Below are 24155 nucleotides of genomic sequence, written 5' to 3'. Positions count from 1 at the left end.
GGCCGACGCCTGACCTTGATAATCGCCGGATGTCTTCCCCCAAAGTGATCTTCGGCTTTCATGCCGTGGGCGTGCGTATCAAAACCGCGCCGAAGTCGGTGCTCGAAGTGCTGTTCGACTCGAGCCGTCGCGACGCGCGCATGAAGCAATTCATCGCCCGTGCGCAAGATGCAGGAGTTCGTCTCGTCGAGGCCGATTCGTTGCGCATTGCCAAACTCGCAGGCAGCCACGGCCACCAGGGCATTGCCGCCCGCGTCGAGGCTATGCCGCAATTGCATTCGATCGACGAACTGCTCGAAGGCCTGGAAGCCGCCGGCACGGTGCCATTGCTGCTGGTGCTCGACAGCGTGACCGATCCGCACAACCTGGGCGCCTGCCTGCGGGTGGCCGACGGTGCCGGTGCACACGCGGTCATTGCGCCGAAGGACCATGCTGCCGGCATCAACGCTACGGTGTCGAAGGTGGCGAGCGGTGCGGCCGACACCATGCCGTACTTCATGGTCACCAACCTGTCACGGACGCTGAATGAACTGAAGGAGCGCAGCATCTGGTGCGTCGGGACCAGCGACGACGCGCCCCGCACGCTTTACCAGACCGACCTGAAGCGGCCGCTGGCGCTGGTGCTCGGTGCCGAAGGCGAGGGCATGCGCCAGCTCACTCGCAAAACCTGCGACGAATTGATCAGTATCCCGATGGCGGGCGCGGTCGAAAGCCTGAACGTCTCGGTGGCGAGCGGCGTGTGTTTGTATGAGGCGATGCGTCAGCGCATCGCCGTGTAGGCAGGGTTCAGCGTTCCGGCTTCAGTGGCGCAGCGCCAGCATCTGCCAAAGGTCGCAACTGCCGGGGCATCGGGTAAGACCGGGTACCGCGGCCGGAGGCTTCAGAGAGCCCGCTTGCGTCGCGCTCGATACGATGACGGCTCGTGCGCTGCTCTGTTCGGAGGTAGTGCCCAGCGTTGCCGGCCCCGCCATCGCGGCTGCGGCAACGCCGCCTGCCAAAACCAACTTGCTAACGATCAACATGGTTGTCTCCTGCGTGATGCATCGACAACTTCAAGATAGTCCTGTGGCGGGCATTGCACTTCGGTGCTTACCCTTGTGGGCTTTTGTCTTATCGAGGCACCTTCACGGAGGGTTTAGGCGAGCGTGAAGAAGCGCATCACCACCTGGGTCGGATGCCTTACGCCGGCACCGACGAACATCCGCTCGCAGACCCATTTGAGCGCCGGAGACGATGTCTCGAAGCGCGGGCTGCAGCGAAAGTAGACCTGCGCCGGATCGGCCGGCTCACCGCGCAACAACTTGGCCATGACGTCGGCTGGCGCTGAGCGGACCGCGTGGTTTTGAACGTAGATCAGATCGCCGCCATCGGTTTCGAGGCTGTAGCGCGCGTCGAGCTCAGACAGCGTGTCGCTCAGGATGAGTTGGAAGTCGCTGCCGCCGGGCAGCACGCGTGCATGCCAGTCGACGCCGCGTGCTTCGCCACCGTTGATGGGGACAACCCGGCGCAAGCCACGTGGGCCGTGGCCGAGCACTTGAGGCACGCCGACGTCGACGTGAAGGTCGGCAAAGAAATCGAGAGCAGGTGTTGCGATCGCAGTGGCGAGTACGCTGGAGTTACCTCCGGACAAGGCTGCTGGAGTGTTGGGCGAAGTCATCGCGCCAGCTTAGGCAAGCGCGACGTTTCCTGCCATCGGATCATCCCGAAGGCGATCCCGAATTTCGGCCTGGTGCTGGTGCTGGCTTTGGGGCTGTGCGGTAAAGATTCAGGACGGGTCTTTGCCGCGGGTGCGACTCACCGCACTGAAGATGCCGATGCCCAGCACGATGAGCGAGCCAATGCCGATGTAGAGCGTCGGCACGCCTGCGACCGACGCGCCCCAGGCGAGACCAGCCAGGAAAATCAAAAAGCCGATCATGTAAAGCGCGAATGACATGGGAATCCTCTCTCTCGAACACTGCGATAGCCGAAGTATCGAGAGCGCTGCCCATAGCCGCAATGGCAGGCGGCGCCAATCGCTGTGGGAGCTTGCCTACTGATCAGCCGGGTGGCAGATCAGGCGTCCTTCGCTTCAACACTGGATTCCGTACTGGCTGCATCGAGCGCCGCGATCGTTTCAGCATCCAGCTTCAGTTCGGCCGCCTTGACCAGATCGTCGAGCTGCTCGATCGAGGTCGCGCTGGCGATCGGTGCCGTGATGGCCGGCCGCGCGATCTGCCATGCGAGCGCCACCTGGCCGGGAGTCGCGTCGTGCTTGCGCGCCTCCACATCCAGCGCGTCGAGGATGTGAAGGCCGCGCGCGTTCAGGTACTTCTTGGTCGTGCTCTCACCGCGCTTGCTCTTGGCTGCGTCTGCTCCGCTGCGGTACTTGCCTGTCAAGAAGCCGGCTGCCAGCGCATAGAAATTGATGACGCCGACGCCACGCTTCAGGCACAACGGTTCCAAATCGTCTTCGAACACCGCGCGGTCGTACAGGTTGTAGAGCGGCTGCAGCGACTCGTAGCGCGGCAGGCCGAGCTTGTCCGAAAGGTCGAGTGCTTCGGCCAGACGCGGCGCGGTGTAGTTCGACGCACCGATGGCGCGCACCTTGCCGGCCTTGATGAGATCGGCAAAGGCGCCGAGCGAATCTGCCAGCGGTGTCTCGGCATCGTCGTCGTGCGACTGGTAGAGATCGATGTGGTCGGTCTTGAGCCGCGTCAGCGAGGCCTCGACCGCCTCGCGGATGTAGGCTGGCGACAGGCCGACCTTGTCGTCGCCCATCGGCTTGCCGACCTTGGTGGCGAGCACCACGCGATTGCGCTTGCCGGTCTGGCGCAGCCACTTGCCGATGATCGTCTCCGACTCGCCGCCGGTATGGCCCGGCACCCAACGCGAATACACGTCGGCCGTGTCGACGAAGTTGAAGCCGGCGTCGAGCCATGCATCGAGCAGGCGGAACGACAGGGCTTCGTCGACGGTCCAGCCGAAGACGTTGCCGCCGAAAGCGATCGGAGAAACCTGAAGGCCGGAGCGGCCGAGCGAACGAAGTTGCATGGGTGTTCCTAATGAGTGGGTGAGAAGGTAACAAGGACTGCTGTGCAGGGCTGGCAGCCGGATTTAAACGAAGCCGAGCACACCCAACGCGGCCCCGGCGCCGAGCAACCACAGCAGATGAATGCGGGTGCGCCAGACGATCAAGCCGGCCACGCCCGTCACGGCCCACACGTGCCAAGCCGGCGTGACGCTCACGTGGTTTGTGTTCGACAAAATCCATCCGGTCGCGATCAGCAAGCCGACCACCACAGGAGCCATGCCTTGCTTGAAGGCGCGCACTTCGCGCAGGGTACGGTTGCGGTGCGCCCAGCGCGTGGCGATGTAGGTGAGCGTGGTGCTCGGCAGCATGATGCCGACCATGGTGATCGCCAGGCCGAACAGCCCGAGCAGCCAGGCCTGCGGTCCGCCGCCGATGCCACCACCGGCGTTGAGCCCGACGTTCCATCCCATCAGCGCGACGAACAGCACGTTGGGACCGGGCGCCGCCTGCGCGATGGCGACGGAAGAATTGAGCTGCGTCGCAGTCAGCCAGTGGTGCTGGTCGACGAGATAGCGATGCATGTCGGGCACCGTGGTGATGGCGCCGCTGATCGAAAGCAGCGACAGCAGCATGTACTGCCCGAAGAGTGCCAGCCAGTCGTGCCAGTGCATGACGATGGCGAGACTTGCCGCGTCGGTCATGGCGTCAGCTGTCGCCAGGTCGCGACGCACGCTGCAGCGCCCACCACCAGCAGCACCCAGCCCAACGGAATCTGCAGCACGCCGATCAGCACGAAGACGAGTGCCACGGTCACGAGGCAAATGCCGAAACCGAGCGGGTGCTTGCGAAGTTGCGGAATGAGTTTGACGCCGGTCGCAGCGATGAGGCCGCCCGACACAGCACCCATGCCGCGCAGTGCGGCCGCGACCTGCGGGTTGGTCGCGAAGTGCGCGTAGACCATCGCGAGCGTCAGGATGATGACCAGTGGCACCGCCAACATGCCAGCCACCGCTGCAACCGCGCCGCGCAAGCCGAAGTAGCGGTCACCGATCATCAGGCTGAGGTTGATGACGTTGGGCCCGGGCATGACCTGCGCCACGGCCCAGTCCTCGAGAAATTCGTCGGGTGTCAGCCACTTCTTTTTCTCGACCAACTCGCGCTGGACAATGGCGAGGACGCCTCCAAAACCCTGCAACGCGAGCCAGGTGAACGACACGAAAAGATCGCGCGGCGCCTGGGGCAGGGGATGGGACATGCGATCGGGCGCTGCCGCCACGTTGGAAGAAGCCGGTTGCATTTGTCGAAGATTATCGTTGGCGAAACGGCCGTCAGCAGGCCGCGCGCACGACTGACAGCTTTGCCTAACCCGGGGGTAATACTCGGCGCATGCAACTGCCGCAACTCCCGGAAAAACTTCGTGCCCTGTTCGACTTGTCGAAGCGGGCCTTCGCCTCGTGGGCAAACGACTACGCCCCGAGCATGGGGGCCGCGCTCGCTTACTACACGGTGTTTTCGGTCGCGCCGTTGCTGCTCATCGTCATCTCGGTGGCGGGGCTCGTCTTCGGCCGCGATGCAGCCCGCGGAGAGATCTTCGCGCAGCTGTCGGGGCTCATGGGTCCGCAAGGAGCGATGGCGGTGCAGGGCATGCTGGAAGCGGTCAACAAGCCGACCGAAGGCATCGTTGCGACAGTGATCGGCATCGCGCTGCTGGTACTGGGTGCGACCACCGTTTTCGGCGAATTGCAGGATGCGCTCGATCGCATCTGGCGGGCGCCGGCGCGCGACAAGAGTACGGGTCTGTTCAACTTGCTTCGAGTGCGGCTGTTGTCGTTCAGCATGATCATGGGCATCGGCTTTTTGCTGATGGTGTCGCTGGTGGCGAGCGCGGCACTGGCCGCGCTGGGCAAATGGTGGTCACCGTTGTTCGGCGGCTGGGCCACGCTGGCGCAAGCGGTCAACTTCGTCTTCAGCTTCGTGATGGTGACGGTCGTCTTCGCGATGATCTACAAGATCATGCCGCGCGTGCGGGTGCAGTGGCGCGACGTGTGGGTGGGGGCGGCGGTGACGGCCCTGCTCTTCACCATCGGCAAGCACCTGATTGGCCTGTACATCGGCAAGAGCAGCGTGGCGTCGGGCTATGGCGCGGCTGGCTCGCTGGTCGTTGTGCTGGTCTGGGTCTACTACTCGGCGCAGATCTTTTTGCTGGGGGCAGAGTTCACCTGGGTCTATGCGCACACGTTCGGTTCGCTCAAGAACGCAGCGGCGCGGCCGGCCGATGGCCGGCCATCACCTACGCGCGGCGAAGCGCTGGGGTCGGCAAAAGTCGGCTGAGGGGTCCATCGCCTTCTGATCAAGTCGCGCGTTTTGCCGACATGACGCCGGCTCCGCAATTGCCTATGCTCGAAAGTCACTTCGACTCAATCCAGGAGATAACCAATGAACCGATACGGCACCTCTTTGCGCGCAACCTTCGTCGCAGGCGTCGCCACCATGGCGCTCGCCGGCTGCGGAATGATGGGCATGAATTCCAACACTGCCAGCTTCAGCGGCGCCATGAACGCATCCAGCGAAATGCCTCCGAACATGACGCGCGGCAGCGGCATGGCCGAAGCCACCCTCGACAAGGGCACCAACGTGCTGAAGTACAAGGTCACCTATTCGGGCCTGAGCGGCCCCGCCACTGCGGCGCACTTTCATGGTCCCGCAGTCGCTGGCGCCAACGCCGGTGTGGTGGTGCCTTTCACCAGCCCGGCCACCCCTATCGAAGGAACCGCAACGCTCACCCCGGCTCAAGCGGCAGATCTGATGGCTGGCAAGTGGTATGCCAACGTGCATACCGCGGCCAATCCCGGCGGCGAAATCCGCGGACAGATGTTGCCGAAGTAAAAACTCGGAGCCGGCCTGCCGGCTGTCAGAAACGCGGTGTCCAATGCGGGAATGAGCACAAGCAAGCCTTCGCCCGTTCCCGCGCCCCGCCAGACTTCCAAGCCCCGCAATCCGCCCGCTCCCCGCGCAGCGCTTTCGGGGCTTTCGTCTGCTCCGGCACCCGCATCCGACATGGGCCAGGCCACCAAGGCGCTCGTGCTGCAAGGCGGAGGAGCGCTGGGCGCCTATCAGGGAGGCGTCTGCGAGGCACTGTTCGAGCGCTATCAATCTCTCGATTGGGTGGCCGGTGTTTCTATCGGTGCCATCAACGCGTCGATCATCGCGGGTAACGCGCCCAATGAACGCATCGACAAGCTCAAGGGATTTTGGGACCTTCTCTCGTCGGGACCGGGTCAGCAACTGCCGTCGGTTCTTGGCGACCGCATGATGCTCAATCAGTGGAGCGCGGCGTCAGCGGTGTTTTTCGGAATTCCGGGGTTTTTCAAGCCGCGCATCGGCCCCGCCATGCTGCTGGGCAGCTCTGCGCCGGTGCTCAGCTACTGCGACACGACGGATCTCAAGTCGACGCTCGAGCGCTTCGTCGACTTCGACCGCATCAACCGCAAAGACGCCATGCGCATCAGCGTGGGCGCGGTGAATGTGCGCACCGGCAACTCGATCTACTTCGACAACACTGCGCAGAAGATCACTCCGGAACACATCATGGCGAGCGGCGCGCTGCCGCCCGGTTTTCCGCCGGTGCACATCGATGGCGAAGACTATTGGGACGGCGGCATCGTGTCGAACACGCCGCTGCAATATGTTCTTGACGTCCATCCGCGCACGCAGCCGTTGGTGGTGCTTCAGGTCGACTTGTTCAGCGCACGCGGCGTCATGCCGCAGACACTGGCCGAAGTGTCGCAACGGCAAAAAGACATCATCTATTCGAGCCGCACGCGGATGAACACCGATGCGGTGTCGGCCAACGTCAACCTGCAACAGGCACTGGCCGACCTCATCAAGAAGCTTCCTGCCGCCTTGCGCAACGACAAGAGCGTGGAAGCGCTGAGCGCACAAATGACGCACAAGCCGATCGACATCGTTCATCTGATCTACCGCAACCGGCCTTATGAACTCGACTCGAAAGACTATGAGTTTTCTCGCACGACAGTCACCGAGCATTGGGAGGCCGGCGCGCGCGACATGAACAACACGCTTGCGCATCCGGACTGGCTGAAGACGACCAGTGCGAACGGCGTGACCACCTACGACCTGACCGAGCCCGACGCATTGCGCGTGCACAAGCCCAGCCTGGACACGCGTGCGGGCACCGCCCGCTCCGGCAGTACGTGAGCTCCCGAAGTGCAAAGACCGCCCCGTCCCGCATTTAAACTTTTACTCATTTAAGGAATTCTCATGCAACTCAAAAACAAAGTCGCTTTCATCACCGGCTCGGCCAGCGGCATCGGCAAGGAAATTGCCATCGTGTTCGCCAAGGAAGGCGCCAAGATCGTCATCGCCGACTTAAACAAGGAAGCAGCGGACGCCACGGCAGCTGAGCTCAAGGCCACGGGCGCCGAAGCCATTGGTGTCGGCATGGACGTCACCAACGAAGACCAGGTGAACGCAGGCGTCGAAGAAGCCGCTGCGGTCTTCGGCGGCATCGACATCCTCATCAGCAACGCCGGCATCCAGATCGTTCATCCCATCGAAGAGTTCAGCTTCGCCGACTGGAAGAAGATGCTGGCGATTCACCTCGATGGTGCTTTCCTGACGACGCGCGCGTGCCTCAAGCACATGTATGCGCAAGGGCGCGGCGGCAGCGTGATCTACATGGGCTCGGTCCACTCGAAGGAAGCGTCACTGCTCAAGGCACCCTATGTGACTGCCAAGCATGGCCTCATCGGCCTGTGCAAAACGGTTGCCAAGGAAGGCGCCAAGTACAACGTGCGCGCCAACGTGATCTGCCCCGGTTTCGTGCGCACGCCGCTCGTCGAAAAGCAGATTCCCGAGCAGGCGAAAACGCTCGGCATCACCGAGGCGGAAGTCATCAAGAACGTGATGCTCAAGGAAACCGTCGACGGCGAGTTCACAACGACCGACGACGTGGCGCAGGTAGCGCTGATGTTCGCGGGCTTCAAGACGAATGCGTTGACCGGGCAGTCCTTAGTCGTCAGCCACGGCTGGTTCATGCAGTAACTGTCGGGCAGGTCGCTTAAAGCTTCAGCGACCAGGTCTCACCCACCAGCTTTTGTCCGAAGCCTTCATACGGCGCGGACTTGACCAGCTCGAAGCCGCGTCTGGCGTAGATGCCGCGAGCGGCAACGAGGCAGCTGTTGGTCCACAGCACGATCTTCCTGTAGCCCTTGGCGCGCGCGAAGGCGATGCATTCGTCGGTGAGCCGAGCGCCCAGACCGAGCCCGCGGGCGCCGGGCGTGATCAGCAGCATACGTAGTTGCGCGGTGGTGGCCGATTTGCGGACAACGAAGATCGCGCCGACGCGCTCGCCTTCGAGCTCGGCGATCCAGCACTTCTCCCATTGCGGGTCGAACTTGCGGATGAACTGCGCGGCGATGTCGGCCACCATCGCTTCGAACTCGCTGTTCCAGCCGTACTCGCGCCAGTAGATCTCGCCGTGCTGTTGCACGACCCAGCCCATGTCGCCGGGTATCGGGTCGCGCAGCAGGGCAGTGCGGGGCTTGATGGCATCGGCAGGCTGCGGTTCCAGCAAGGCTTCGATCTGCTGCATGGCGGTCACCACTTTCTGCTGGCGTGCGGGATCGAGCGATGCCAGCAGCGCAGCCGCCTCGTCGCGCGACCTCTGCTGCAGGGGTTCAAAAGCCGTGCGGCCGGCTTCGGTGATGGTCAACACGCTTTGGCGCGCGTCGTTGGCGTGGGCACTGCGTGTGAGCCAGCCGGCCTGTTCGAAGCGCCGCAAGATGCGGCTTAGATAGCCGCCGTCCAGCCCCAGGTCACGCGCGAGTTCGCTGGCGACGGGTGCTTCGCGGTGCGCCAGTTCGTAGAGCACCCTCACATCGGTGAGCGACAGGTCGCTGCCCAGATAGGGATCGAGCACGCCGATGCGGCGGGTGAAGAAGCGGTTGAAGCGTCGCACGGCTTTGACGGAGGCGGTCGGCACACTGGTCGAAGTCTGGAACATGCATGCCATTGTCAACAAATCGATTGACTGAGGCAAGTAGTTGCGATGCGGGCGCATTGCCCCGCCGAATGCCGGACTATGGTTGCCAAGGGCGACAAAAAGAGAGTGCCGACTTACAATAGCGGGTTGCCTGAGGCTTCCCTCTCAAGTCCCGGAGGCGCTCGCCGAGCAGTTTGCGACCTTCTCTCTATCCGCATCGCCGGCCGCACCGGCCCCCAGTTTTTTTGCCCCTGATGAACGCCCCCGTCGACGTCTCCTTTTTCGCTCGCGCCGCCAAGCCGCTGACCAGCTACCGCAAGTACTGGGCGGCCCGCTTCGGCACGGCCAAGTTCTTGCCGACGTCGCGCAAGGAGATGGAAGCGCTCGGCTGGGACAGTTGCGACATCGTGATGGTCACCGGCGACGCGTACGTCGACCACCCGAGCTTCGGCATGGCGGTCATCGGCCGCATGCTGGAGGCGCAGGGCTTTCGGGTCGGCATCATCGCGCAGCCCGACTGGCAAAGCGCCGAGCCGTTCAAGGCGCTCGGCAAACCAAACCTGTTCTTCGGCGTGACGTCGGGCAACATGGATTCGATGATCAATCGGTACACCGCTGACCGCAAGATCCGGAGCGACGACGCCTATACCCCCGGCGACATCGGCGGGAAGCGTCCCGACCGCGCGGCCATCGTCTTTTCGCAGCGCTGCAAGGAAGCCTGGAACGACGTGCCGATCATCCTCGGCGGCATCGAAGGAAGCCTGCGACGCATCGCCCACTACGACTACTGGTCGGACAAAGTGCGCCGCTCGATCGTCACAGACTCGAAGTGCGACTTGCTGCTGTACGGCAACGCCGAACGCGCCATCGTCGAGATCGCGCATCGGCTTGCCGCACGGGAGCCGGTGCATGACATCACCGACGTGCGCGGCACCGCTTTCGTTCGTCGCGAGACGCCTGAAGGCTGGTTCGAGATCGACTCGACCAGCGTCGATGAGCCGGGTCGCGTCGAGGCGCATGTCAATCCGTATTTGATGGTGTCGGACCAGGCGAAGGCGAACGGGGCCACGTGCGCGCGCGAAGACGAAGCCGACGCCGTGGCCAAAACCGCTAATAAAGCGGCAGAAGCCAATCCGGCCATCAGACCGCTGACATTCATGCCAAACCCCGCGCTCTTCGCGCGGGTCAAGATCCAGGTACCGCCGCGCGACCGTTCGGTGATTCGCCTGCCGTCGTACGAGCAGGTCCGTGCCGATCCGATCCTCTATGCCCACGCCAATCGGGTGCTGCATCTCGAAACCAACCCCGGCAACGCCCGTGCGTTGGTGCAGGCGCACGGTGAAGGCGCCACGGCGCGCGATGTGTGGATCAACCCGCCGCCGATCCCGCTGACCACGGCGGAGATGGACCACGTGTTCGACCTGCCGTATGCGCGCAGCCCGCATCCGAACTACGCCGACGCAGCCGGCAGCCACGATGGCGCCACAAAGATTCCCGCGTGGGAAATGATTCGCTTCAGCGTGAACATCATGCGTGGCTGCTTCGGCGGCTGCACCTTCTGCTCGATCACCGAGCACGAGGGCCGCATCATCCAGAGCCGTTCCGAAGAATCGATCATCAAGGAGGTCGAGGCCATTCGCGACTCGGTCACCGGCTTCACCGGCACGATCTCCGACCTCGGCGGACCTACGGCCAACATGTACCGGCTGGGCTGCAAGAGCCCCGAGATCGAGAAGGCGTGTCGCAAGCCGAGCTGCGTGTATCCCGGCATCTGCCCTAACCTCGGTACCAACCACGATCCGCTCATCAAGATCTACCGCCGCGCGCGTTCGCTGCGCGGCATCAAGAAGATCCTGATCAGTTCGGGCCTGCGTTACGACCTGGCCGTGCAGAGCCCGGAGTACGTCAAGGAACTGGTGCAGCATCACGTCGGCGGCTACTTGAAGATCGCGCCCGAGCACACCGAGCAGGGCCCGCTCACCAAGATGATGAAGCCGGGCATCGGCAGCTACGACAAGTTCAAGCAGATGTTCGAGAAGTTCTCGGCGGAGGTGGGCAAGAAGCAATACCTCATCCCGTACTTCATCGCAGCGCACCCCGGCACCAGCGACGAGGACATGATGAACCTCGCGATCTGGCTGAAGAAGAACGGCTTCAGGGCCGACCAGGTGCAGACCTTCTATCCATCGCCGATGGCCACTGCGACCGCGATGTACCACAGCAACCGCAACCCGCTGCGCAAGATCACGCGTGACAGTGAAACGGTCGACATCGTGCGTGGCGACAAGCGACGCCGGCTGCACAAGGCCTTCTTGCGCTACCACGATGCCAACAACTGGCCGCTGCTGCGCGAGGCGCTGAAATCGATGGGCCGCGCCGACCTCATCGGCAATGGCAAGCACCACTTGATCCCGACCTGGCAGCCATTGACCGACGGCAGCTACACCAGTGCTCGCAAGAAAAATTCGAGCGCGGCGCCGACGAGCACTCAGAGCACCGCACCGGTGAAGCTGGCCGTCAAGCCGGCGCCCGGCCGCATGCTGACGCAGCACACCGGCCTGCCGCCGCGCGACAACGGCTCCGCGCCGGCGCCGCGATCGGCGCGCGGCATTCGCCGGCCGCGCTGACCGGCCCAGTTACGCCCTGCGCTCACGCGCAGTGTTCAGAGCACGGGCCACCCGGCCGGCAGCCGAACGATCCATGCGGTTGCCGCGGCGAAATGGGCCACCACTGTGGTCCAGTACCCGACCATGAAACTCGTCTTGCGGGACTTGTGATGGAACAGCCGCTGGGCACACCAGGCACCCGGCCATCCGCCGAGCAATGCCAGCAGGTGGAGCGTGCTTTCGGCGGTGCGCCATCGTCCGTTTTCCGCGGCACTCTTGTCGAACCCGTAAACGAAAAATGTGAAGAGGCTGATGAGCACAAGCACGCCGACCGCGATGAGTGGAACGCGTCCGGCCCAGACGCCGAAGCCCAGCAAAGCCGCGTAGCAGACCATCAACACAGCGCCGGGCAGCGCAGAGGAAGTCGATCCCGAGCCACCGCGACGCTGGCCGCTACCGGTACGGTTTCCGCGCGTTGCAGGCGAAGCGGGGCGGGCACGGGAGGTCGGACGAGCGGGATGCATTGGCGCCATGTCGTGCGCCCCGTGTGCGCGGAAGGCAGCCGCACCGACGGCTCTAACCGCTACGGCGCGAGGGCCCTTGCCGCCGACGTGAATCTCTTCGAAGACCAACGACATGCCGACCACCGGGTTCACTCCGCGGTCGTGGAAATCGCGCAGGTGCACGAAGACGTCGGCAGAAATGTCGGGGCATCGAATGAAGCCGAAGCGCCGGTCTTTCTCCCATCGAACGAGCGTGCCTTGTCGGTTCATTGAATTTGTGGCGCTGGTGGAAGTGGTCCGGAATTCTCCCTTGTTCGAGCCCCGGTGTGGCCGAGCATCGAACCGGCCGCCGTTGTATGGTTGCTGCATGAGCCTGTCGCACCGCATCTGCAACGCCTGGATCGCCGCTTGCGCGGTCGGCGTGGCGGCGAGCACGACGGTTTGCCTGGCGGCGGCGCCGACCGAGTGGGTGCCGCCTTCGACCTCGGCTGAAGCCGCGCAGACGGGGTCCCCTCCCTTGCTCGCGACCTACCAGCGCATGAGCGAGAAGCTCGCGCACAACGCTTTCGGTCGACCGCTGCAGCTTGACTCGGCGGAGACAGCGGACGGGCTGAAGGGCGACGTCTACGCGGTGGTCGATCACCCGATCGCCGAGGTGAGCGCAACGCTGAAAAGCGCGTCGCACTGGTGTGAGCTGCTGCTGCTGCATATCAACAATCGGCGCTGCAAGACGACCGGCGAAACGACCGGGGCCACGGCCGGCGCCCGGACGCTCACCTTGAGCGTGGTGCGTGCCTACGACCAGGCGCCCGAAAGCGCCTTCGAGCTGCCGTTCGCCTACCGTGTAGTTCATTCGGAGGCCGACCATCTCGAGGTCGATATGTCGGCGCCGAGCGGGCCTCTGGGCACCAGCAACTATCGCGTCTCGCTCGAGGCCGTGGCCATCGACGAGCACAAGACATTCGTGCATTTCAGCTACAGCTACGACCACAACATGATGGCGCGCCTGGCCACGCAGGCCTATTTGGCGACCTTCGGCAGTGACAAGGTCGGCTTCACGATCGTCGGCAAAGGCTCAGGGTCTGAGCCCGAATACATTCGCGGCACGCGCGGCCTGGTCGAGCGCAACGCCATGCGCTACTTCCTCACGCTCGATGCTTATCTGGCCGAGCGCGCAGCGCCGCCGGGCCAGCAGTTCGAGCGGCGGCTGCATCACTGGTACAACGGCGCTGAACGCTATGCGCGCCAGTTGCACGAGGTCGATATCGAGACCTATCTCGCGCTGAAGCGAGACGATCGGGAGCGGACGAGGTCCAGGCAGGGCACCGGCGACCGATGACGATGGAGGCATGCAGTCGAACCCGCAGGCTCGCTCAGCCGCGAACCGCTGCTTGCGGGTCCGGAAGCGGCGGAAGAGGCGGCTGTGGCGATGTCCGCAAATGCCGGGTCGCGCTGGCGGTGCGCACCACTGCCGACAGCAGCGACCGGAACCAGATCTGACCCGGTGCGTGCTGCGTGCGCCCATGCCACAGCTGATAGAAGCGCATCGGCGGAAAGCCGATGGGCGAGGGCACCACCACCAGCGGCAGGATGGCCGCAAAGTGCTGCGCGAAGTGCCGGCTGGTCGTGAAGATCAAGTCGGTGCCGGGCAGCAGATGTGGCGCCATTGCAAAGTAGGGCACGGTCACCGTCGGCGTGCGCGTCATGCCTTGCGATGTGAGATGCGTCTCGACCACGCCGCGTTGCGTGGTGCTGTAAAGCAGCGGCAGCACATGCGCGCCCTGCAGGTAATCGGCCAGCCTGAAGTCGCCCGCGGCCGGGTGGTCGCGGTCGATCAGGCAGACGATTTCGTCTTCGAGCAACAGGGTGGTGCGCAGGTGCTCCGGCGGCTGCGGCCAGTTGCCGATGACGACGTCGAGTTCGCCTTCGGCCAGTGCGGTGTCGAAGTCGTACTCGGCACCGAGCGGCTGCAGGATAAGGCGTGCGCCAGGGGCTGTCGTTCGCAGGTAGTTGACCACCGCGGCCATCAGCGGTGGCGCCAGATAGTCGGGCGTGCCGATGCGGAAAGTTTGTCGCGTGGTAGCCGGGTCGAACGCATCGCCGGTCGCCAGCAACACGTCGAGCTCGCCCAGCACTAACCGCACAGAAGACTCCAGTTGCAGTGCGCGCTCGGTCGGCACCAGCAGTTGATGGTCGCGCGTGAGCAGGGGGTCGCCGAAGATCTCCCGCAGTCGCTTCAGCGTGGCGTTGACAGCCGGTTGAGACTGGTTGAGCCGCGTGGCAGTGCGCGAGATGCTGCGCTCCGTCATCAGGATGCTGAAGACGCGCAACAGAGCGGTATCGAAGGGGTCGTCGGGTCGTGACATGTTTAGGTTGAGCGCACGACTTTGGTGCCGTGCCCTCTCCCTTAGCGATTGGCGTGCCACCGCGCCGAACGGCGCCGAATGCAGGCCTTTAGTCGTACGAAGCTGATTGCTCCTCTACCGCCTCCTCGGCATCAAGGTCGGCTCACCGCAAACCAACAACTCGCCACGACCCGGCCGCGGATGAAATTCGGTGCCGTCCCACACCACTTCGCCACGGCTTAATGTCATGCCGGGCCATGCCTTCAGGCGCATGCCTTCGTAGGGCGTGTAGTCGACTTCATGATGCAGTTGGGCGTTAGTCAGCGTGAACTCGCGCTCGTCCCAGATCACCAGATCGGCATCGGCGCCGATGGCTATCGTGCCTTTGCGTGGGTGCAGGCCGTAGGCCTTGGCCGGCCCGGTTGCGGTGAGTTCGACGAAACGATTTGCGGTCATGCGGCCGGCCAAAACCCCTTCGGACCACAGCAGCGCCATGCGTGTTTCCAGCCCCGGAATGCCATTGGGGATGTGGCGGAACGCGACCTCTTCGCCGTTCGGCTTCTTGCCTTCCGGCGCGTCGTACTTGAAGGGCGCATGGTCCGAAGAAAACACCGTGAAGAGCCCATCGTTCAGCCCGTCCCAGATCACCTGCTGGTTGGCCTTGTCGCGCGGCGGCGGGCTGCAGACGCACTTCGCACCCTTGTAGCTGTCGTCGATACCAAGGTCTTCGGCAGTGAGGAACAGGTACTGCGGACAGGTCTCGGCGAACACGTTGAGCCCATGCGCACGCGCCCAGCGAATCTGCTCCACCGCTTCGCGCCCCGATACATGCACGATGAGGATCGGCACGTCGACCAGCTCGGCCAGTGCGATGGCGCGGTGCGTGGCCTCGCGCTCAACCAGCATGGGTCGCGAGTGCGCATGGAAGCGCGGTGCCGTGCGGCCGGCGGCTTCGAGTCGCTTGGTCAGCCATTCGATACAGTCGGCGTTTTCGGCATGAATCATTGCCATCGCACCCTGCTGGCGCGCAACATCGAGCACATCGAGGATCTGGCCGTCGTCGAGCTTCATGTCGTCGTAGGTCATGTAGATCTTGAACGAGGTGAAGCCTTCGCGGATGAGTTCGGGCAACTCTTCTTTCAGCACCGTCGGCGTCGGATCGCTGACGATCAGGTGGAAGGCATAGTCGATGTGTGCCTTGCCTGCCGCGCGTGCCCGATAGTCTTCTACAGCGGCGCGCAGCGATTGACCCTTGTGCTGCGCTGCGAACGGAATGACGGTGGTGGTGCCGCCGCAAGCCGCGGAGCGTGTGCCTGAATCGAAGCCGTCGGCATTGCGCATCGGCGGCGGCATCGGTTGGTCGAGATGGCAGTGCGCATCGACACCGCCGGGCGTCACAGTGCGGCCTGCCGCGTCGATCTCGCGCGCGGCAGGTCCAAGGTCGGCGCCCAGTTGAACGATGCGTCCGGCATGAATGCCGATGTCGCAGTCGAAGGTGTCTGCGGCGGTCACGACGCGCGCGTTGCGCACGACAAGGTCGAATTTGGTTTTCATCATCATCAGGCTCGACATCTTGCAAGGATCGTGCGCGAACCTTGTTCAGCCTTCATGTATTCAATTCCGCGAGAACTTCACCCGTGCCGCCTTGGTGATCGCCACCACACACGGATGCGTGATGCGCCGCTCGACCGAGATGGCAAAGAACTCTTCGATCAGCTCCGCGGCGCGACCGATCACTTCGACGCCGTACTGTGCACAGGTTTCGTCTTCGAGCACGGTCGGTGTCATGAAGACACCGCGGCCTTCGCCGCCGAAGGCTTTGAGCAGCGCCGCGTCGTCGAACTCGCCGATGAGGCGTGGTCGCAAGCCGTGCTCTGCCAGCCATAAGTCCAGCCGTTGCCGCACCGCCGACGAGGCGCCCTGGATCAGCATCGGTGCACCGTCCATGCACTGCGGAAACTTTCCTTTGAGAGATCGTTTGAGGTCGCCCGATGCGAAGAAACTCATCGCCGTGGTGCCCAGCGTGTGGTTGAAAGCTTTGACGCTTGTTTGCTTGCCCATGGCTTCGTCGGCAATTACCAGGTCGAGGCGCTGCACCGACAGCTGACCGAGCAAATCGCGGAAGTTGCCTTCGTGGCAGATGAGGCGGACCTGCTCCGGAATGGCGAGCGCCGGCTCCAGCAAGCGGTAGGCGATCGACTTGGGTACGGCATCGGCAATGCCTACGCGGAAGTTGAGCGTCCGGCCGCTCTCGCCGCGATTGCCGAGTGCGCTTTCCAGCTCGGCGCCGAGCGAAAAAATCTGGTCGGCATAGCTCAGGGCGGTGTGCCCCTCAGGCGTAAGTTCGACGCCGCGCCCGCTCTTTTGAAACAGATGGCAGCCCAGCCGCTCTTCAAGCAGCTTGATTTGGCCCGACAGCGTTTGCGGCGTGATGTGCAGCTGCTCGCTGGCGCGCACGATGCCGCCCGCCTTGGCCGCGGCCCAAAAGTAGTGGAGATGCTTGAAGTTCATGACGCGAGGCGATTTTGAAGTGGGCAATCAATCGGTCATGTTAAGCAAAAAGCGAAACGATCGTGTCAAAAATTCGACTTTTCCCGAATGCTTCGCGCGCCTAGAGTGGCTGCATCGCGCGATCTTTATCGAGAGCGCGTTGTTCAACCACCAAGGAAAAATCATGAACGAAAACATTCAAGTCTTCGGTGCCCCGCAAGCGGGAATGTCGACGACCAATCAACGCAATCAGGTTCTGCGCAACACTTACTGGCTGCTGGCGCTATCGATGGTGCCGACGGTGCTGGGCGCATGGGTTGGCATCGAAACCGGCATTGCGCGCGCGATGTCGCCGGGCATCGGCCTGGTCGTCTTTCTGGTCGGCGCGTTCGGCTTCATGTTCGCGATCGAAAAGACCAAGAACTCGGCGGCCGGCGTGCCGGTACTGCTCGGGTTTACCTTCTTCATGGGCCTGATGCTGGCGCGGCTGGTGGGCACGGTGCTCGGCCTCGCAAACGGCGCAGGCCTGGTCATGACGGCCTTCGCCGGCACGGGTGCAATCTTCTTCGGCATGGCGACGCTGTCGTCGGTCATCAAGCGTGACCTGTCTTCGATGGGCAAGTGGCTCTTCATCGGCGTGATCATGTTGCTGGTCGCGGGCATCGCCAACTTCTTCATCCAGTCGAGCGCGTTGATGATCACGCTGTCGGTGCTGGCGATCGGCATCTTCTCGGCATTCATCCTGCACGACCTGAAGCGCGTGAAGGACGGTATCGAAACCAACTACATCACCGCCACGCTGGGCGTCTACCTGAGCCTCTATAACGTGTTCTCCTCGGTGTTGGCACTGCTGGGCATTGGTGGCGGCAAGGAAGAATAAGGGGAAGAGACGAATGAACATCACGTCGCAAGAACTTATGCAATGGTGGTGTGCGTGTGCGATGCCGATGGTGCGCAGTCCAACGCCGAGCGGCTTTTTTCTCGCCGACCTGGCGAGCTCTCTCGGCCTGGAGGCTCGCGCGGTGGCCGAATTCACTCAGCAAGCGGACGAACTGGCCTCGGCACCGATCGCCGCCACTGCCGCCGCCACGTCAAGCACTGGAGCGGTACTGCGAATCAGGCGGTCAGCTCGGGCATGAGCTTCGCGACGACCTATGCGCTCGGCCATGTTGCCAAGCGCTATTACGCCGGCGGCCGCACGCTGTCGACGCAGCTGCTCAAAGACGCGTACGCCGACGTCGTGCAGGAGGCGCAGGGCCTGCAGACGCGTTACTTGCCGGAGATGCGCGACAAGGCCAGGTAGCTCGACGCCGGGTCGGTGCTGTCCATGGTTCGCAAGGCCTGACACCTGCCACGTCCGGTGCAGGCAGCAGCGCTTTGCGCCGACTACGTTCCCACGAAGCCGCCGTCGACGCGCTGCACCACCACGGTTGCAGATCGCGGCCGAACAGTTCCCGGCACCGTGCCATCGGGCCACGCGCTGCTGGGTTCGCCCGTGCCGTCGTCGCGCCGCTCGCCCGGATGCTGGATGTTCACGAACAGCGTGCGCCGGTCGGGCGTCGATGTACAGCCAGTGATCTCGCAGCCGTTTGGCCCGACTAAAAATCGCTTGATGCGGCCGGTCGCGACGTCAGCGCACAGCATCTGGTTGTTTCCGAGCGCGGTCATCGCGCCCTTGCCGATGTCCTGCCCACTGATGTCGGTCTGGATCCACAGCAGGCCGCCACTGTCGAAGTGCAGGCCGTCGGGCGAGCCGAAGGCATCGGCTTCTTTGCTCGGGTACCGCGTTTCGGCATCGTGCAGGGCGGGGTCGCCGGCCAGTGCGAAGTGGTCCCAGTCGAACGACGTCGCGCCAGCGTCATTGCCATCTTCGCGCCAGCGCAGGATGCCGCCAAAGATATTGACTGCGCGCGGGTTGGCAGCGTCGACCGGCGGACGGCCCGGCGTGCCGCGCTGGCTGTTGTTGGTCAAGGTGACGTAGACCTCGCCGGATTGCGGATGCACCGCGATCCATTCGGGTCGGTCCATCTTCGTGCCTCCGACCACGTCGCCGGCGAGCCGCGCATGCACCAACACGTCGGCAGGCGATGCGAAGCCTGCGGCGGCGTCGATTCCGTTCTTGCCGTGCGCAAGTTCCAGCCATCGGCCGCGACCGCCTTCGTCATAGCGCGCCACGTACAGCGTGCCGTCGTCCAGCAGCGTGCGGTTGGCTGCGCGCGATGCAGCGTCGGTGCCTTGCCGGATCTTCTCGCGGCTCACGAACTTGTAGATGTATTCGAAGCGTGAGTCGTCGCCCATGTACACGGCCACGCGGCCGTCTTTGGTTGTCGTGCAGGTCGCGCTCTCTTGCCGCTTGCGGCCGAGCGCAGTGCGCTTGACGGGTGCCGCGGTCGGGTCGAACGGATCGATCTCCACGACCCACCCGAAGCGGTTCGATTCGTTTGGATGCTTCGTGATGTCGAAGCGCTCGTCGAAGCGCCAGTACTCGGCCCACTGCGATCCGGGGACGATGCCGTAACGCTGCTGTGCCGCGTCGATGCGTGCCGCTGCTTCCTTGGGGCCGCCGAAATAGCCGTGGAAGTTTTCCTCGCAGGTGAGGTAGGTGCCCCATGGCGTGACGCCCATCGCGCAGTTTGCGAAGGTTCCGAACACCTGGTCGCCGGTCGGGTTGGCGGCCGTGCGCAACCGTGGTGAACCTGCTGCCGGGCCGGCAATGCGCATGGCAGTATTGCCGTGCACACGGCGGGCGTAGGGCGAGGGAAGGACTTGGCGCCAGCCTTCAGGGCGCCGCTCGATCTCGATCACCGACACGCCCATCGCATGCAGCGACTTGCGCACTTTTTCCGCGGTCCACTGGGTGACGCCGTTGGTGTGCAGCAACTGTTCGTCGGTGTACTCGTGGTTCATCACCAGCAAGCCGCGGTCGCCACTGGAACCCAGCGGAAAGAAGTGCATGCCGTCGTGATGCATGCCAGCCTGCACGGCCTGTTCAGCGGCGCTGTTCGATGCATCTCTTGCAAAGGCGGGCATGGCGCCGGCAACGCCGGTGGGCGAGCCCCACGGGTAGAGGACCTGCGCGACGTAGCCGGGCGGGACGGTGACGGCATCGCGCAACGTGGCGGGCACGGAGGTGAAGCCGAGCACGGATGAAGAAGCCGAGCCGGAGAGGGCGCAGCCCTGCCCGAGAAGGGCGACGACGGCGGCAGCGCCGGACTGGAGGAATTGGCGGCGGTCGAAAGTCATGGACCGACATCATCGCCGGGCAAGGTCGAGCGTGTCGACGAGTGCTGCGGCGCGATACTCTGAGGCAAAGTCACAACCGCAAAAGAAGGAGACAGTGATGAGCGAACGCATCGAATGGACCCGCCACCCAGATGGCGTGGTCGAACTTCAACTGGCCCGCGCCGACAAGATGAACGCGCTCGATTCCGCGATGTTTGACGCGCTCATCGACGCTGGCGAACGGTTGCGCAAGGACACCGAGGCGCGCGCGGTCGTGATCTCCGGCCGCGGCAAGGCCTTTTGTGCCGGGCTCGACATGCAGTCGTTCGAGCGCATGGACCAGGGCAGCGTCAACGTGCTGGGTGAGGGCGCCGCTGGTGCCGATCTGCTGGTGCGCACGCATGGGCTCTCGAATGCGGCGCAGCAGGTGGCGATGACCTGGCGCGATGTGCCGGTACCTGTCATCGCTGCGGTACACGGCGTTGCTTTCGGCGGTGGACTGCAGGTGGCACTGGGCGCCGACATCCGCATCGTCGCACCCGACACGAAGATGTCGGTCATGGAAATCAAATGGGGCCTGGTGCCCGACATGGCCGGCATGGTGCTCATGCGCGAACTGGCGCGGACCGACGTGGTGCGCGAGCTCACGTTCACCGGCCGTATTTTCAGCGGCGAAGAGGCGCTGAAAATCGGCTTTGCAACGCGTCTATCGGCGGAGCCTTTGGCCGATGCACTGCAAATGGCCCACGACATCGCCGCCAAAAGTCCGCATGCGATCCGCGCCGGTAAGCGGCTGCTGAATGCGTCACTGAGCCACAGCGCGGCCGAGATGCTGCTCGCCGAATCGGTCGAGCAGAAGGCGCTGATCGGCAGTGCGAACCAGAGCGAAGCCGTGCGGGCCAATATCGAGCGACGGGCGCCGACGTTCATACGCATCTAGGCTACTAGGACTTCAGGTGGGACCTTGCCAGCATCACACGCCGATGAATCGCGCCCACTCGTCCAGCGGTGCGCGGTCGGCTACCAACTCGTTGACAGGGTGCGCCGAGTCCCGCCAACCGATCGCCATACCGGCGAATAGCATGCGCTCAGCGGGTAGGTTCAAAGCGCGCCCCACGGTTTTCGGATAGAGCGACCAGGCTTCCTGCGCGCAGCTATCGAGCCCTTCTTCTCGCAGAAGCAGCATCACGGTCTGCAGGTACATCCCCAGATCCGACCACTGCGGTGGTCCCATCAAACGATCGACCGAGCAAAAGAGCGCCATCGGCGCACCAAAGAAAGCGAAGTTGTTGGCGAACCAGCGCAGCCGCGCCGGCTTGTCATCGCGCGGAATGCCCAGGCGGGCGTACATTGCTTCGCCTATGCCGAAGCGCCTTTCACGCCACGGTGAAGGCAGCGACTTCGGATAGACCTCGTAGGCCGGGGCTTCAGCGTCGGACACCCGTTCTGTCTGCGTATGTTCCGCCAGCAGCCGTCGCTGCATCGTCGCTTTGAGTTCGGCCAGCGGCTCGCCGGCCAGAATGTCGATATGCCACGGCTGGATATTTCCGCCGGAAGGCGATCGTGCCGCCATTTCGATTACGCGTCGAATGACTTCGCCTGCCACCGGGGTGGGAAGAAAAGCGCGAATGGATCGGCGGCTGGTGACTGCTTCTTGTACTTGCATACGGGTTCCGGGGTCGAACGTGGAGCGGGCCTTTGCCGCGCTCGTGCATTCAACCAGAGCGGGCGGCCGGACGTTCACTGCAGACCATCTTTGCCATCGATGCTTCTGCGCGTTTCGCTCACTACGATCTTCCTAGCCCTGTTCGATCTGTTCAGCTTGGCGCCTTTGCTTGTTCGCATGCGACGACTTGTCACCCTTCGGCATGGTTGCTCCTTCCGATTTGAGAATTTACATGCTGCTGTTTGGTGAAGGTGCGGGGGTAGAAATATGCGTTGTTGCGGGTCGGTATCGACTGACGCGTGGCCGACAGATCGGCTGCTCAGTCGCAGCGAAACAGCGCGCCCTGATGCGCGTCCAGCGCTGCGTCTTCGGGCTTGACCAAACGAAACGGCGCACCGTCTTTGGCGCAGAAGGCTTCGGCTTCTTGCTGAGTTGGCGCCTTCAGCAACCCGTCGTAGAGCCGGATGACGCCTGTGACGGGCACGCTGCAGCCTGCGATAAGCGCGGTCAACAGAAGGCACGACTTCAGCAGCGGCTGGGTATGCATGCTTCGGAAAAGAAGAGGAGTTGGGTTCATTGCAATTGGGTGTGAATATCGGGCCTTATTCGTCGTTTGACTCGATGAATCGCCGCCTACATTTCAAAGCATTAAAACCTGAGGAGTCTTCATGCCCCGAATGATCGTCATGTCCGACCGCGGCCTCATCAAGCAGGTATCGCTGCGCGCCGGTAAAACAACATTGGGCCGCGATGCCGACAACGTCGTTGTCATCGACTCGAACCGTGTGAGCCGTCGTCACGCAGTGCTGATCAAAGAGGGGAGTTCAGTGTGGGTGCGCGACTTGGGCAGCAGCAATGGCACCTTCGTCAATGACGAGCGAGTGGTCTGCTACCGACTCGAGCATGGCGACACGGTGGTGATTGGTGACTACAGGTTGCGCTTCCTGGAGCCCGTCGGGGCCCGCGAGTCCGCCACCGTAACGCTTGACCTCGCCTCGATGCACAGCGCGCTGGCGTCGCGACGCCATGACCCGACTGGCCGGACCGAGTCGCTTCGGCGTTGACCAAAAAAAGAGCCCGCTCATCGCGGGCTCAAAGATCTTTGGTTAGGAGATCCATGGAGAAACCACTATCTATATCGGCTGTGCCGAAAAAGACTTGAGGGGGTTCCTATGAAGATCGATCTCCGCAGGCCAAACGGGGCAAGACTCTCACAGTGCGTTTGATCGGCTCGATGCGAGCCAGGTTGTGCGACGCGGGTCGGGCCTTCGAACTGCGACGGCAAGCCCGCGTACTGCCCGGGTATGACGCGAACGATCGGCGAAACGTAGTTCTGGAAATTCATGATTTGATCAAACGGCTGTCGATGATTCGCATGTTTCATGAGATTTCTGAGAGGAGCCTTCGAACACGGTAGGCAGCGCTCGGCTCTGCAAAAAATATAGCGAAGGTATTCGTTTGCGGCCGCGAGACGGTTGGACTGCCACGTTGCGTGCGTGCAGTGTGAGCGCGCTAGGGTGTCGCTCTCTGGTCGTGAGCCGTGACGGCAACAACAGGAGCGGCTGCTCGCTGTGCCGCATGGCCTGCCCGGCAGGGATCGAACCTGCGACAACCGACTTAGAAGGTCGGTGCTCTATCCAACTGAGCTACGGACAGCTGCGACGCGATTATGCCGCGCAGCTTCCACCAAATCGGCCGGTCAGTGATGTGGCCATAGCCATCCGACGAGCGCGCGCCAGCGGACAGTTGTCAGAGGGCTCATCGCGAGAGAAAGCATGGTTTGCGAACGCGAGCTTCGCGTCGACTGCCTCTCAGTGCACGGTTGCGGCATGCTGGGACAATGCGGCGATGGCTCAAGGCAAGCGAATCTCGGTTGATATAAGCGACGACGCTCTCATGGCGATAAAGAACATAGGGGTTGCAGCGAAGGAGGGACGCATCAGGTCTGGCGAGGCGCAGGCAGTGGCCGCGGCTCGTTTGGGTGTGCATGTGCAGACCATCGCACGGATTGAATCGGGTCAGCCGGGCGTCGCGATTGGGCACGCGCTCGGCATGCTGGCGTTGTACGGTATGTCGATAGAGGTGAATCGGCCTGCCTCCTGATCACCCCTCCCTACCAGTCGCTTGGTCGACAGGTAAGGGGCACTGACCTGGGGGCACGGTGGGCAACGATGGATACCGAAATCTTTTTTCACTCCATGGTTGACCAGTATGAAAAAACGATGGCATAATCTAAGGCTGCGCTGATCACAGCGAAGCGAGTTACTCGGCAGAAGATGTTGAGTAAACAGTTCGTTAAAAATTTA

Annotated in this window: 26 protein-coding genes and 1 tRNA gene; 12 read left to right on the top strand and 15 right to left on the bottom strand. The window is 63.2% G+C overall.

Annotation, left to right across the window (positions count from 1 at the left end; translation table 11 throughout):
• Nucleotides 1–29 precede the first annotated feature (29 nt).
• Entirely contained in the window at nt 30–779 is a 750-nt protein-coding gene (gene rlmB, locus QN413_RS20585) for a 23S rRNA (guanosine(2251)-2'-O)-methyltransferase RlmB (protein WP_323498437.1), read from the top strand.
• A 21-nt stretch (nt 780–800) separates the two neighbouring features.
• Here rlmB and QN413_RS20580 read toward each other — a convergent pair whose 3' ends face one another.
• The 6 genes from QN413_RS20580 to QN413_RS20555 all read right to left on the bottom strand — a co-directional run bounded on the left by QN413_RS20580 (nt 801) and on the right by QN413_RS20555 (nt 4310).
• Nucleotides 801–1022, bottom strand: coding sequence for a hypothetical protein (locus QN413_RS20580; protein WP_323498436.1), 222 nt, complete (start codon nt 1020–1022; stop codon nt 801–803).
• 113 nt (nt 1023–1135) lie between these two features.
• The gene (locus tag QN413_RS20575) at nt 1136–1657 is read right to left on the bottom strand and encodes a DUF3237 domain-containing protein (protein ID WP_323498435.1); all 522 of its coding nucleotides are present in this window, start codon (nt 1655–1657) and stop codon (nt 1136–1138) included.
• Nucleotides 1658–1765: 108 nt separating this feature from the next.
• Nucleotides 1766–1936: a hypothetical protein gene (locus QN413_RS20570; RefSeq protein WP_187051650.1), complete on the bottom strand. Its 171-nt coding sequence runs from the start codon at nt 1934–1936 to the stop codon at nt 1766–1768.
• 119 nt (nt 1937–2055) lie between these two features.
• A complete protein-coding gene (locus QN413_RS20565; protein WP_323498434.1) occupies nt 2056–3033 on the bottom strand; it encodes an aldo/keto reductase in 978 nt (325 codons plus the stop codon).
• Between the two features lie 63 nt (nt 3034–3096).
• Entirely contained in the window at nt 3097–3714 is a 618-nt protein-coding gene (locus QN413_RS20560; RefSeq protein WP_323498433.1) for a chromate transporter, read from the bottom strand.
• A complete protein-coding gene (locus tag QN413_RS20555; protein ID WP_323498432.1) occupies nt 3711–4310 on the bottom strand; it encodes a chromate transporter in 600 nt (199 codons plus the stop codon). Before QN413_RS20555 ends, QN413_RS20560 begins: the two co-directional genes overlap by 4 nt.
• 89 nt (nt 4311–4399) lie before the next feature.
• On the opposite strand from QN413_RS20555, the gene QN413_RS20550 reads away from it, so the two are divergent.
• The 4 genes from QN413_RS20550 (at nt 4400) to QN413_RS20535 (ending at nt 8077) form a co-directional block, all read left to right on the top strand.
• Nucleotides 4400–5344 (top strand): YihY/virulence factor BrkB family protein, encoded by a 945-nt coding sequence (locus QN413_RS20550; protein ID WP_323498431.1) that lies wholly within the window; start codon nt 4400–4402, stop codon nt 5342–5344.
• 105 nt (nt 5345–5449) lie between these two features.
• On the top strand, nt 5450–5899 hold the full coding sequence (locus QN413_RS20545; RefSeq protein WP_323498430.1) for a CHRD domain-containing protein: 450 nt from the start codon (nt 5450–5452) through the stop codon (nt 5897–5899).
• 171 nt (nt 5900–6070) lie between these two features.
• Nucleotides 6071–7231 carry a patatin-like phospholipase family protein gene (locus QN413_RS20540; RefSeq protein WP_323498429.1) on the top strand — a complete coding sequence of 387 codons (1161 nt, stop codon included), beginning with the start codon at nt 6071–6073 and terminating at the stop codon, nt 7229–7231.
• A 63-nt stretch (nt 7232–7294) separates the two neighbouring features.
• Nucleotides 7295–8077 carry a 3-hydroxybutyrate dehydrogenase gene (locus QN413_RS20535; protein ID WP_323498428.1) on the top strand — a complete coding sequence of 261 codons (783 nt, stop codon included), beginning with the start codon at nt 7295–7297 and terminating at the stop codon, nt 8075–8077.
• Between the two features lie 16 nt (nt 8078–8093).
• Here QN413_RS20535 and QN413_RS20530 read toward each other — a convergent pair whose 3' ends face one another.
• Nucleotides 8094–9047 (bottom strand): bifunctional helix-turn-helix transcriptional regulator/GNAT family N-acetyltransferase, encoded by a 954-nt coding sequence (locus QN413_RS20530; RefSeq protein ID WP_323498427.1) that lies wholly within the window; start codon nt 9045–9047, stop codon nt 8094–8096.
• Nucleotides 9048–9271: 224 nt separating this feature from the next.
• Between QN413_RS20530 and QN413_RS20525 the strand changes: the two genes are divergently transcribed.
• On the top strand, nt 9272–11644 hold the full coding sequence (locus tag QN413_RS20525) for a YgiQ family radical SAM protein (protein ID WP_323498426.1): 2373 nt from the start codon (nt 9272–9274) through the stop codon (nt 11642–11644).
• Nucleotides 11645–11679: 35 nt separating this feature from the next.
• On the opposite strand, the gene QN413_RS20520 is transcribed toward QN413_RS20525, so the two are convergent.
• Nucleotides 11680–12396 (bottom strand): cold shock and DUF1294 domain-containing protein, encoded by a 717-nt coding sequence (locus tag QN413_RS20520; protein ID WP_323498425.1) that lies wholly within the window; start codon nt 12394–12396, stop codon nt 11680–11682.
• Between the two features lie 97 nt (nt 12397–12493).
• On the opposite strand from QN413_RS20520, the gene QN413_RS20515 reads away from it, so the two are divergent.
• The gene (locus QN413_RS20515; protein WP_323498424.1) at nt 12494–13465 is read left to right on the top strand and encodes a hypothetical protein; all 972 of its coding nucleotides are present in this window, start codon (nt 12494–12496) and stop codon (nt 13463–13465) included.
• 34 nt (nt 13466–13499) lie between these two features.
• Here the strand turns inward: QN413_RS20515 and QN413_RS20510 are convergent, their stop codons facing one another.
• The 3 genes from QN413_RS20510 to nhaR all read right to left on the bottom strand — a co-directional run bounded on the left by QN413_RS20510 (nt 13500) and on the right by nhaR (nt 16982).
• Nucleotides 13500–14492 (bottom strand): LysR family transcriptional regulator, encoded by a 993-nt coding sequence (locus QN413_RS20510; RefSeq protein WP_323498423.1) that lies wholly within the window; start codon nt 14490–14492, stop codon nt 13500–13502.
• Between the two features lie 114 nt (nt 14493–14606).
• Nucleotides 14607–16028: a dihydropyrimidinase gene (gene hydA / locus QN413_RS20505; RefSeq protein WP_323498422.1), complete on the bottom strand. Its 1422-nt coding sequence runs from the start codon at nt 16026–16028 to the stop codon at nt 14607–14609.
• Nucleotides 16029–16085: 57 nt separating this feature from the next.
• Complete coding sequence (gene nhaR / locus QN413_RS20500; protein WP_187051662.1) at nt 16086–16982, bottom strand: transcriptional activator NhaR; 897 nt, start codon at nt 16980–16982, stop codon at nt 16086–16088.
• 163 nt (nt 16983–17145) lie between these two features.
• Between nhaR and QN413_RS20495 the strand changes: the two genes are divergently transcribed.
• Together QN413_RS20495 and QN413_RS20490 are read left to right on the top strand one after the other, a co-directional pair.
• Nucleotides 17146–17841, top strand: a complete 696-nt coding sequence (locus QN413_RS20495; RefSeq protein WP_323498421.1) for a Bax inhibitor-1/YccA family protein — start codon at nt 17146–17148, stop codon at nt 17839–17841.
• Between the two features lie 255 nt (nt 17842–18096).
• On the top strand, nt 18097–18264 hold the full coding sequence (locus tag QN413_RS20490) for a hypothetical protein (protein ID WP_323498420.1): 168 nt from the start codon (nt 18097–18099) through the stop codon (nt 18262–18264).
• Nucleotides 18265–18347: 83 nt separating this feature from the next.
• Here the strand turns inward: QN413_RS20490 and QN413_RS20485 are convergent, their stop codons facing one another.
• Nucleotides 18348–20204: a PhoX family phosphatase gene (locus QN413_RS20485; protein WP_323498419.1), complete on the bottom strand. Its 1857-nt coding sequence runs from the start codon at nt 20202–20204 to the stop codon at nt 18348–18350.
• A gap of 97 nt (nt 20205–20301) precedes the next feature.
• Here QN413_RS20485 and QN413_RS20480 point away from each other — a divergent pair, with 97 nt between their 5' ends.
• Nucleotides 20302–21123, top strand: a complete 822-nt coding sequence (locus tag QN413_RS20480) for a crotonase/enoyl-CoA hydratase family protein (RefSeq protein WP_323498418.1) — start codon at nt 20302–20304, stop codon at nt 21121–21123.
• 33 nt (nt 21124–21156) lie between these two features.
• Here QN413_RS20480 and QN413_RS20475 read toward each other — a convergent pair whose 3' ends face one another.
• Complete coding sequence (locus tag QN413_RS20475) at nt 21157–21849, bottom strand: nitroreductase (RefSeq protein WP_323498475.1); 693 nt, start codon at nt 21847–21849, stop codon at nt 21157–21159.
• Nucleotides 21850–22168: 319 nt separating this feature from the next.
• A complete protein-coding gene (locus QN413_RS20470; RefSeq protein WP_323498417.1) occupies nt 22169–22396 on the bottom strand; it encodes a hypothetical protein in 228 nt (75 codons plus the stop codon).
• Nucleotides 22397–22517: 121 nt separating this feature from the next.
• On the opposite strand from QN413_RS20470, the gene QN413_RS20465 reads away from it, so the two are divergent.
• Nucleotides 22518–22913, top strand: coding sequence for an FHA domain-containing protein (locus QN413_RS20465; protein ID WP_323498416.1), 396 nt, complete (start codon nt 22518–22520; stop codon nt 22911–22913).
• Nucleotides 22914–23428: 515 nt separating this feature from the next.
• Here the strand turns inward: QN413_RS20465 and QN413_RS20460 are convergent.
• Nucleotides 23429–23505, bottom strand: a tRNA-Arg gene (locus QN413_RS20460).
• A gap of 192 nt (nt 23506–23697) precedes the next feature.
• On the opposite strand from QN413_RS20460, the gene QN413_RS20455 reads away from it, so the two are divergent.
• On the top strand, nt 23698–23952 hold the full coding sequence (locus QN413_RS20455; RefSeq protein WP_323498415.1) for a helix-turn-helix transcriptional regulator: 255 nt from the start codon (nt 23698–23700) through the stop codon (nt 23950–23952).
• The last annotated feature ends 203 nt before the right edge of the window (nt 23953–24155 follow it).

The sequence above is a fragment of the Variovorax sp. LG9.2 genome (genome assembly GCF_035018885.1).
Taxonomy (GTDB): Bacteria; Pseudomonadota; Gammaproteobacteria; order Burkholderiales; family Burkholderiaceae_C; genus Variovorax.
The sequence above is the reverse complement of the archived record's forward strand: the minus strand, read 5'-3'. Positions and strand labels throughout refer to the sequence as shown.